The following is a 9,721-nucleotide window of genomic DNA, read 5'->3' as shown; positions in this document are numbered from 1 at the left end:
ATGGTACTATGTCTTAAGACCTGGGAGAGTAGGTCGCTGCCAGGCCTGCAAAACACAGCAAAAGCTTCTTCGCAAAACAAACAGAACGCCGCCCGCGCAGAAATGCCGGGCGGCGTTCTGCGTTGCTGAACGACAGCGCGCGGGCGCGGCGGAACAGCGCGCGGACGCCCACAGCGCGCGGGCAGAAGGCGCGCGCGGGGACGCCCGCAGCCGAGCCGAACCGCCCGCGCACAGAAGGCCCGCCCCACCGAGCCGCCAACACGCCGCCGAGCCACCAACACGCCCCAACAATCCCGACCAGCACACACAAGCCGGGGCGTTTCATACGAAAAATCGAGCCGCCAAAGGCGCCGGGACGAGTGCCAGATGCTCTCTGAACGGGTAGCCGCCGGCGATCGCTCCCACCGATGCGTCGGGTTGCCGATGCAGTCCGCCGTGCCCGATCATGATCGGTTGCGCTGTTGATCGCCGCGCGCCTTGGCAGCGTTGGCCCTGTCGGCTGCTCAGCCCAGGCAGCCTCTCGATCCGCCGATGCCGAGGCTTTGTTGCTGCAATGCCAAAGTTCCCATCGCGCGGCTGAAGTTAAAAGTGCCGGCTATCAAGATGTCGTCAGCTTTCCCTGTGCTTGGGCCTCTGTCGCCCGCGCGGCGGGAGTCAGTCGATGCGCTCGCCGGTAAGTTCGCTGAGGCGCCCGCGCATCTCGTCGCTGTAGCGTTTGATGGCATGGCTCTCACTGAGAATGCCAACCACCCGCCCGTCCGGTCCGACCACGGCGAGGGCTTCGGCCTCGGTGCTCTCGAACAGGTTCAACGCCTCGCGGATGGTTGTCTGCGGCGAGAGCTTCTCGTTGGGATGGCGGAGCCGTGCGGCGAGGGTCAGGTCCCCGAGAGACGGGTCGGTCTCGCCCTGGTAGAGCCCGGCGGGGGGGACCATGCCGGCATAGAGGCCCCCGGATGTGACGACCAGATCGCTGGCGGCTCCCGGCGGGTAGCGCCGGCGGGCCTCATCGATCGGCGTGCCGATATCGAGTTCCGGCACCTCGCGGCGCATGAGGCTCTCCACCGTGATCTCGCGCAGCCAGCCGACATCATGCGCGCCGCGAATGTTCTCGCCGCGCAGATGGAAGCGCCAAGTGGCGAAGGAAAACCCGAACAGGCGCCGCGTCACCAGAGAGGCGGTGCCGGAGGCGGCGAGCACGGCCAAGGTGAGCTGGAGGTCGCCGGTCATCTCCAGCGCCAGCAAGGTCATGGTCATCGGCCCGCCAACCACGGCGACGGCGAGCGAGCTCATGCCGATCAGCGCGTAAAAGGCGTGCGAGCCGCCAAGCTGGGGCAGGAGCACATCAAGCCCGGAGGCATAGACGCGCCCGGCAAACACGCCCATCAGCAGCGAGGCGAAGAACAAGCCACCGCGAAAGCCGGAGCCGATCGACACCGCGGAGGCGGTGAGCTTGGCGGCCAGCAGCAAAGCGAGCATCGGCAAGGTGCCGTCCACCGCGATGTAATGATAGACGGCGCCATGGCCGGCGGAGAGCACAGCAGGATTCCAGAGCGCCAGAGCGCCGATGACAAGGCCCGCCATGGCCGGCCGCAGCCAGAGCGGAATGCCCGAGCGGCGAAAGCCGGCCTCCACCAGCGTGACGCCGCGCATCACCGCGATGCCGAGCAGCGCCGCCAGCAGGCCGAGCAGGATGACGGCCGGGAGCTGTTCGAGCGCCGGTATGTCGAGCGGCGGCAGGGCCGGGTGGCTGAGCGGTTGCAGCAGGTGCCGGGTCAGGCTTGCCGTGAAGGTCGCCGTCATCATTGGGACGAAGGCGGGAATGGCATAGGTGCCGAGGATCAGCTCGAAGCCGTAGAAGGCACCCATCAGCGGCGCGTCAAAGGCGGCGCCGATCGCCGCGCCGGCGGCGCAGGCCACAAGGAGCCGCAGATCGGCACGTCGTAGATGCAGGATCTGCCCGATCCGCGAGGCCATGCCGCTCGCCGCCTGGGTGTAGCCGGCCTCCAGCCCGACCGAGGCGCCGACGCCGCTCGACACAAGGGTCTGCAGCGCCACGACCAGGCTGTCGCTCAGTGACATGCGCCCGCCATGGACGGCATTGGCCTCGATGGGGTCAACCGGCTGGATGGTGGCACGGCGCAGCAGCAGCCAGGAGGCGAGCCCGAAGGCGAGGCCGCCGAGCGCCGGGCCGAGAAGGGCGAGCGGGGCGGGGATGAGCTGCGAGATGGAGAGGTTGGTGTCGTGCGGGATGAGGAAAATCAACTCGTGCAGGGCCTGCGTCGCCCAGTTCATGGCGAAGACGACGAGTCCGGCGAGGGCGCCAATCAGTGCAGCGAGTGCGACCAGACCGAGTTCGCTGACGCGCACCATCCGCCTCAGCCGCTGGGCGAGCGTGATGTCGGTTCCAGCGGCGGGGTCCAGGGTCACGGCGGGCTCGCGAGCGGCTTGCTCCCTCCTGAGTAGGTAAGGCGGAGCGTCAGCGCAACCCGTATTGCCATGCTTTGGTGGTGGTATCGGCGTCGGGGGGGGCGGGTAGCGGGGCCTAGCCGGCCGCCACCGCTTCCAGATGGTTGCACGCGCCAACGTTCTTCTGGCCGGTCTGCGGCAGCAGGATGGTGAAGAGCGCGCCATCGTCCTCGTTCTCGACCGCCAGCACGCCGCCATGATCGCGGATGATGCCAAAACTGACGGAGAGGCCGAGGCCGGTGCCCTTGCCGGAGGGCTTGGTGGTGAAGAAGGGCTGGAAGATCTTGCCGATCGCCGCTTCGGGAATGCCGCCGCCATTGTCCTTGACGGTGATGCAGGTGCAGCCGCATTGCGGGCGCGTGCCGGCGGTGATCGTGATGGCGCCCTGGAAATAGGGCTCGCGCTCGCGCCGGCTGCGAATGGCGTCGCGGGCGTTCAGCACGAGATTGATCAGCACCTGCTCAAGCTGCTCCTGCCGGCAGAGCACCTGCATGTCCCGCTCGATGCCGCACGTGGACAGGTCAATGGCGTCCACCCGCAACTCGGCGCCGAGAATCTGCACGATCCCCTCGATGGCGGCGTTCACCGAGGAGGGCTCGGGGACCAGCGAACTCTTGCGGCCGAAGATGCGCATATGGTCGATGATGACCTTCATCCGCTCCACCTGACGGACGATGCGGTCGAGCTTTTCCTCCATGTGGTTCGCGGGCTGCCCGTTGTGCAGGCCGGTCAGGGCATTCTTGGCGGCGAGGCGGATAACACCGAGCGGCTGGTTGATCTCATGGGCGAGGCCGGTCACCAGTTCGCCCAGGGCCGCCATCTTCGACATCTGGTAGAGCTTGTTCTCTTCCGTGCGTTTGGCGGTTTCGTCCACGGCGAAGACCACGGCCGCCCTGTCGCGGCCAATGCCGTTCCGTCCCTTGCCGCTGGTCATCGGATCATCGAGTTCGGTGACGACGAACTGCACCTCATATTCCTCGCCATCGCGCGAGAAGTGCTCCACCGACGCGAAGGGGGTGCCGGCGGCGTGCAGGCGTCTCATGAAATCCGCGCTGGAGGCGCGCTCCTCGATCAGCCGGGCAAGCGGGCCCTCCGGCGGGCTGCCCACGGGTGTGACGTGCCCGGACTCCATAAGCAGCACGCTTACCCCCTCCACCTGGCTGATGGCGTGGAGCACCTGAGCCTCCCGCTGCCGCGCGGTCGCCTGCATGGTTTTCTCGCGATAGGCGCGTTCCAGCCGGAAATGCCGAACCGCGAGCGAGGCAACGGCCATCAGGGTGAGGCTGAGCGCCACCGCGGTGAAGGCGACGGCGAGCTGGAAGTCGGCGGACTGGGCGAGGATGCCCCAATAGTCGGCGGCGACCAGGACGAGGATGGGAATGCGGCTTGAGCGGACGAAATAGCCGATGCGCTCCACCCCATCCGCGCCCCGGCCGACATAGGGACCCATTTCCTTGCCGCTCAAGGCTTCGAAATCGGCGAACACATCGAGCGCCCGGGCTTCGTCGATCCCGGTGTCGGAGACGCTGGCGCGGACGATGCCGTCGAAACCGATCAGGGCGACAAGCCCGCGCCCATCGGGCCGCAACTCATTATAGAAGTCGATGAAGTTCGAAATCTGGAACGAGGCGGCGATGATGCCGGCCAGTTCTCCCGAATCCTGGCGCATGGCCTTGGTGAACTGCATCGACCAGGTGCCGGAGACGCGGCCTTTTACCGGTTTGCTCAGGAAAAGGCCTTTATCCGTTTCCTCATCCGCATCCATGTGCACGCGCACATGTTCGCGGTCGGACAGGTCGACCCGGTTGCCGGGCGGGGAGAGGTTGCTGGCGACCATGTGCCCCTCGGCGTCGAGGAAGGACACCTGGATGATCGAGGCCGGCAGCTTGGCTTCCCTGAGCCGGGTATAGACATCGTCCGGGCTCTGCGGCTGGGCCAGATCGTAGAAACCATCGAGGAAGGATTCGACCGATTCAGCGGTGCGCTCGAAGTTCGACAGCAGGACAAGCGCCAGTTTGCGCGAGGCCGCCATTGACAGGTTGAGCTCGTGCCGCTGGTGCAGTGTGATCGTGACATAGGCGACCGCGGCGGGAACGAAAATGGCGAGCAGGAAGAGTATGGCGACAAGCAACCGCCGACGCGCCTGCCGACGGTCATTGCGTCTGCTGCTCGCTACCGGCTCGAAGGCCAGCTCCTCCACGCTTGGTTCCGAAATACCCATGTCACCTGAACAAAACGGCATCCCGCACTGTGCGGGATAAACTCGGCGCTCCGGGGGTTGGCCGGCGCGAATATCGCAATCCGTGTTCGGGAAGCCCCCTCTGACCTCGATACGACGTGCACGCAGATGACCACCCAGCGCGGTCGCGTGCCACCTTCCCTAGCGGCGATCTACCAAAGTTTAATCCAACAACTTTGACGGGTGATAGGGAGGTGGCAGAAAATTCGTTCCAAAATGGAGCAGTCAGTTGCGGATTACTGCCGTTTTGGTGGCGATCAGGACGCTGTGGGCCCGCCGGCCATGCGAAAATCCCGCAGTTGGGAATTGGGATGCGGGCGCAACCGGAGTCGGTGTTTGATGTCGGGAAGGATGCGAGCCGCGTTCCTTCTGCTTGGCTTCCTGATTGGCGCGGGCGCGTACGGCCCGGCCGATGCGCATGAGCTTGTGTTGCGCTGGGTCACTCCCTCGGGCACGCCTCTTGAGCAGAAGACCCTCACGCTGGAACAGATCGACAAGCTGAAGCAGTCGGCGATCCATACCCACACGCCATGGACCCAGGGGTTGCAGGATTTCTCGGGCCCTTCGCTCGGGGAGCTGGCGGGACTGGCCGGCCGCCGCGTGTCCGAAGCCAAGGTGGTGGCGCTCAACGATTATTCCGCAACGGTGCCCGCCAGCGACTGGACCGAGGCGGGAGCGATCCTGTCGACCCGTCACAACGGCCGGCAGATGCGTATACGCGAGAAGGGGCCTTTCTGGGTCATGTATCCAATCGACAGCGACCCCGACCTCGCCCACCAATTATACCAGGCGCGGATGGTCTGGCAGGTAAAGTCCATTGATTTCGTCACGCAATAGGCGAACCATATGGCTGCTGAAGGGCGGCCTCATCGTTGCGTCCTTCGTGCTCTTTATTACGACGGTATTATTGTATGTATCACAGGCGCAGCAGGGCGCGCTCCTGACGGCGACCGTGCGCAGTTCCGGCTGGGTGGCCTATCAGGCGCGTCTTGAGCTGCTGAAGACCGAAGCGGCCTTCGCCCGGACCTCCGTCATCCCGACCGAAGACGGGCTGCGCACGCTGAGCATGCGCCTTGAGATCCTCCGCTCGCGGCTGCCGCTGCTCTACAATTCCGATGAGGGCCGGTTGCTGCGCGGCGTGCTCGACATCCAGCCGCAGGTTCAGGATTACGAGATCAAGGTCGATCGCGTGCTCGACGAGGTCGAGACGCTCGATCCCGAGGATGGCAATACGGTCCGCCGCCTGCAGGAACTCCAGACGACGCTCGAGCCGCTCGGCCAGTTGCTGCACAGCACGCTCATGCAGTCGGTCGCCTACAATCAGGAACTGTTCCGCCGCGAGAAGGAACTGGCGCAGACGCCCGGCGTGGTGCCGCTGGTGCTGCTGTTCATTTCCGGTGCCGCGCTGGCTTTGCTGCTGTTCCTGCAGGCGCGCGGCGACCGTCTCCGGCTCGACCAGTTGATGGAAGCGCAGTCGGCGCTCGGGGCGATGGAAGAGAACCTGCGGGCCGTGATCCAGTCGGTACCGGCCTGCATGCTGGTGATCGATCCCGCCGACGATACCGTGACGTTCTTCAATTCCAGCGCCGCGGCGTTCATCTCGACGTCGGCGGACGATCCCGGCTGGCAGCGCCTGGTGCGCGGGGCGCGCGATGCCGCCAGAGCCGTGAACGGGAATCAGTGGGGCTATCTGTCGATGGCCTATACGCGGCCGGATGGTGAGGTGGTTTCCCTGCGCGGCTCGTTCTGCGAGGTGCTCTGGCAGCAGCGCCCGCAGCTCCTGCTGGTGCTGGTCGATACCACGCGCGTGCGTAATGCCGAACTACAGGTGATGCAGGCGGCAAAGCTCGCAACCCTCGGCGAGATGGCGACGGCGATCGCCCATGAACTCAACCAGCCGCTCGCCGTCATCAAGATGGCCGTGGCGAATGCCAAGCGGCTGCTGGAGCCGCTGACCGGCGGGGAGCCGGTTGCGGTCAAGCTCGACCGCATATCGGCGCAGGTCGATCGCGCCAAGCGCATCACCGATCAGGTACGGCGCTATGGCCGCATGCCGACGGAGCAGCAGCAGCTTTTCTCGTTGCGCAACGCGGTCGAGATGGCGATGGGCTTCGTCACCGAACAATTCCGCTCGGCCGATATCCGCCTGTCGATTCAGGCCGAAGTGCCGCCGGAACTCGCCGTCTTTGGCGAGCAGACCATGTTCGAGCAGGTGATCGTGAATCTCCTGGTGAATGCGCATGACGCCTTCGAGAGCGGGCCCGCCAACCGTGCCCGCGCGGTGCGGGTGACGGTGCGCAGCGAGGACGATCGGGCCCGTGTCGAGGTGCAGGACAATGCCGGCGGCATCGCCCCCGAAATCCTCGCCCGTCTTTTCGAACCTTTCGCCACCACCAAACCGACGGAAAAAGGCACGGGTCTTGGCCTGTCGCTCGCGCGCAGCGTCGTTCGCGACATGGGCGGCAGCATCGTCGGAGAGAACATCGAGAACGGCGCCCGGTTCGTCATCAGCCTCCCCACTTCCATCGCCTTCGTCTCCCGCGACGCGGCATGAGAACGCTCGGATGAGTCAGCTTCGGACCATTCTCATTTGCGACGACGAGGAAGAACTCGCGCATGAGCTGGGCGAATTCTTCGAGGGCAATGGTTGGAAGGTCGATGTGTGCGTCACGGGCATGGCCGCGATTGAAAAATTGCGGAAGGGTCTTGCTCCGCACGTGCTCATCACCGATCTGCGGATATCCGATTTCGACGGCGCGCAAGTTGTTTCCGTCGCGCGCGAATTGCCCCCCGAGATGCGCCCGCTCATGACGATCATCATCACCGGTCACGTCATGGATACAGCGAGAGCCGTCGATTTCATGTGCGATTATCTCTACGTCAAGCCTATCGATCCCGACGTGCTGCTGGCGAACATCGGAGAGTTTCTCGCTCACCGAACTTTCCCGGCCGCCGGGAGGAGCTGATTTGAGGACGAGCTCCTCATTTTTCGTTCTCGATGACGATGCCGACTTCCGCGAGGGCCTCATCGAAGCCCTGACGGCCGCCGGCTGCTCCGTCGAAGGGGCGGGCGATCCGAGCGCGGTGCCGCTCGCCAGCTTCGCCAATGCCGACATTCTTCTGCTCGACCTCGCTCTGCCGGCGACCGACGGCTTCGGCATGCTCGCGCCGCTGGCATGCCTGCCCAATCCGCCAAGCGTCATCTTCATCAGCGGCAATGGCGAGGAATTGCTGCGCGCCGCGGGCGATCTCGGCCGCCTCACCGGGCTGGCCGTCCTCGGTACGCTGGAAAAGCCGATCGAGATCGGTGAGCTGCTGCGCCTTGCGCGCCAGCCGCCACCGGTGCCGGCGGCAAGCCCGCGCCAGCGGGCGGCGGATCGCGCACGCATCCGCACGGCCGTGACCGGGGCACTGGCGCAGCGCGCCCTGCCGGTCATGTTCCAGCCGCTCGCGCGCGCCGGCGATCTCAGTTTCGTTGGCGCCGAGGCATTGCTGGGCAATCAGCTCGATGGCTTCGGGCCGGTCTCGCCTCTCCAGATCATCGCGGCGCTGGAGGAGGTGCCGCAGATGATCATCGAGCTCAGCTATCAGGTGCTGGATTCCGCCGCCGCCCTGTGCGCCCGCTGGTGCGCCGCCGGGTGGGAGGGCTCGGTCAGCGTGAACATGCCGCTTCAGGTGCTGGTCACGACGGACGCGGTGTCGCGGATCAGCACCATCGTCGCCAAATATGGCGTGCCGCCGCACATGGTGGTGCTGGAGCTGACCGAGGACGCCATCTATCACAATTATGCCAGCGCGCTCACCGCGCTCGCCCGGCTACGCCTCGCCGGCTTCGGCCTCGCGCTTGACGATGTGGGGCAGCGCCAGAGCGGCTTGATGCAGCTTGCCCGCCTGCCGGTCACCGCGATCAAGATCGACCTGGAACTGCTGCGCCAGGCGCGGGACTGGGCCAAGCCGCGACGCATCATCGCCTCGCTCTCCGGGCTGGGCCATCAGCTCGGGCTGAAGGTGGTCGCCGAAGGCGTGGAGACATGGGAAGACCTTGAGCGCGTGCGCAAGCTGGGCGTCGATTATGTCCAAGGATTTCTCATTTCCCATAAAGAGCCGGCTAGCGGTATCATGGAAATACTCGCAAAGTCGGGGGATGGGCGCTTGCCCATCAAAACCGGGGGGATGACGGCCGCGTGATGGATGACGATCAGAAGGAGAAGCCCCGGGTTCTTCTGGTGGACGACGACCCTGATGTCCTCATCGAATTGAGCGAAGGGTTGGCGGCACTGGGACTACCGGCGCTGACCGCCGACACTCCGGTTGAGGCGATCGACCTCGTGCAGCGCAATGAGCAGCTCCAAGTCGTGGTGACGGATCTGCAGATGCCGCGCATTGATGGCATCGAGCTTTTGCAGAAGCTCACCATGCTCCGGCGCAAGCGCCCCCTGGCCACCATCATCATCACCGGCCACGCCTCGCTGGACCGCGCTGTGGGCGCCCTGCGGCTCAATGCCGTCGATTTCCTGCAGAAGCCGGTGCTGGCGGAAGAGGTCGCCCATGCCGTGCGCCGCGCTTTTGCGCTGGTGGAGGACAGTCAGCGGGCGGTTGCGGCCGCCCTCGCCAATGGAAATGGCGAGACTCCGGCAAAGACGGTCAACCGGCCCAATTACCTGAAGGCGCTGGTCGCCGCGCGGGCGGATCGCGACGCGATCTTTCAATCCGGGCTGTTCTCGGATCCCGCCTGGGACATGCTTCTCGACCTCGCCATGGCGGAGGCGGGCGGGCGGCCGATCTCGGTGACCAGCCTGTGCATCGCCTCGGGCGCGCCGACCACGACGGCGCTGCGGCGTATCGATGAATTGAAGGAAGCCGGTCTGCTGGATCGCCGGCCCGATCCCGTGGATCGCCGGCGGATCATCGTGGAGCTGACGGATCTCGGCCGCTCCCGCATGGAGGCCTTCGTCAAGAAACAGGCCGATCGTCTCGGTCTGCCCCTGGACTGATCGGTGCGAAGCCGCGGGCGCT

General features: G+C 65.6%; 7 protein-coding genes. 5 read left to right on the top strand and 2 right to left on the bottom strand.

The genetic code is table 11. The annotated features are described in order from the left end of the window. Positions 1 to 654: 654 nt before the first annotated feature. Both KIP89_RS19695 and KIP89_RS19690 read right to left on the bottom strand, forming a co-directional pair. Positions 655 to 2,427 (bottom strand): chloride channel protein, encoded by a 1,773-nt coding sequence (locus KIP89_RS19695; RefSeq protein WP_369808531.1) that lies wholly within the window; start codon positions 2,425 to 2,427, stop codon positions 655 to 657. 115 nt (positions 2,428 to 2,542) lie between these two features. After that, positions 2,543 to 4,687 carry an ATP-binding protein gene (locus KIP89_RS19690; protein ID WP_213757307.1) on the bottom strand — a complete coding sequence of 715 codons (2,145 nt, stop codon included), beginning with the start codon at positions 4,685 to 4,687 and terminating at the stop codon, positions 2,543 to 2,545. A gap of 357 nt (positions 4,688 to 5,044) precedes the next feature. On the opposite strand from KIP89_RS19690, the gene KIP89_RS19685 reads away from it, so the two are divergent. The 5 genes from KIP89_RS19685 to KIP89_RS19665 are packed head-to-tail and all read left to right on the top strand — an operon-like array spanning position 5,045 to position 9,699. Beyond that, on the top strand, positions 5,045 to 5,542 hold the full coding sequence (locus tag KIP89_RS19685) for a putative pterin-binding protein (protein ID WP_213757306.1): 498 nt from the start codon (positions 5,045 to 5,047) through the stop codon (positions 5,540 to 5,542). 46 nt (positions 5,543 to 5,588) lie between these two features. Further along, positions 5,589 to 7,259 carry a sensor histidine kinase gene (locus tag KIP89_RS19680; protein WP_369808530.1) on the top strand — a complete coding sequence of 557 codons (1,671 nt, stop codon included), beginning with the start codon at positions 5,589 to 5,591 and terminating at the stop codon, positions 7,257 to 7,259. 10 nt (positions 7,260 to 7,269) lie between these two features. Next, on the top strand, positions 7,270 to 7,671 hold the full coding sequence (locus KIP89_RS19675) for a response regulator (RefSeq protein WP_213757304.1): 402 nt from the start codon (positions 7,270 to 7,272) through the stop codon (positions 7,669 to 7,671). Between the two features lies 1 nt (position 7,672). Further along, on the top strand, positions 7,673 to 8,893 hold the full coding sequence (locus tag KIP89_RS19670) for an EAL domain-containing response regulator (protein WP_213757303.1): 1,221 nt from the start codon (positions 7,673 to 7,675) through the stop codon (positions 8,891 to 8,893). Beyond that, positions 8,893 to 9,699, top strand: a complete 807-nt coding sequence (locus KIP89_RS19665; protein WP_250152682.1) for a response regulator — start codon at positions 8,893 to 8,895, stop codon at positions 9,697 to 9,699. The genes KIP89_RS19670 and KIP89_RS19665 overlap by 1 nt, the downstream gene beginning before the upstream one ends. Positions 9,700 to 9,721 lie beyond the last annotated feature (22 nt).

The sequence above is a fragment of the Ancylobacter radicis genome, assembly GCF_018449475.1.
Lineage (GTDB): Bacteria > Pseudomonadota > Alphaproteobacteria > Rhizobiales > Xanthobacteraceae > Ancylobacter > Ancylobacter radicis.
This window is presented reverse-complemented; position numbering and strand designations above follow the sequence as displayed.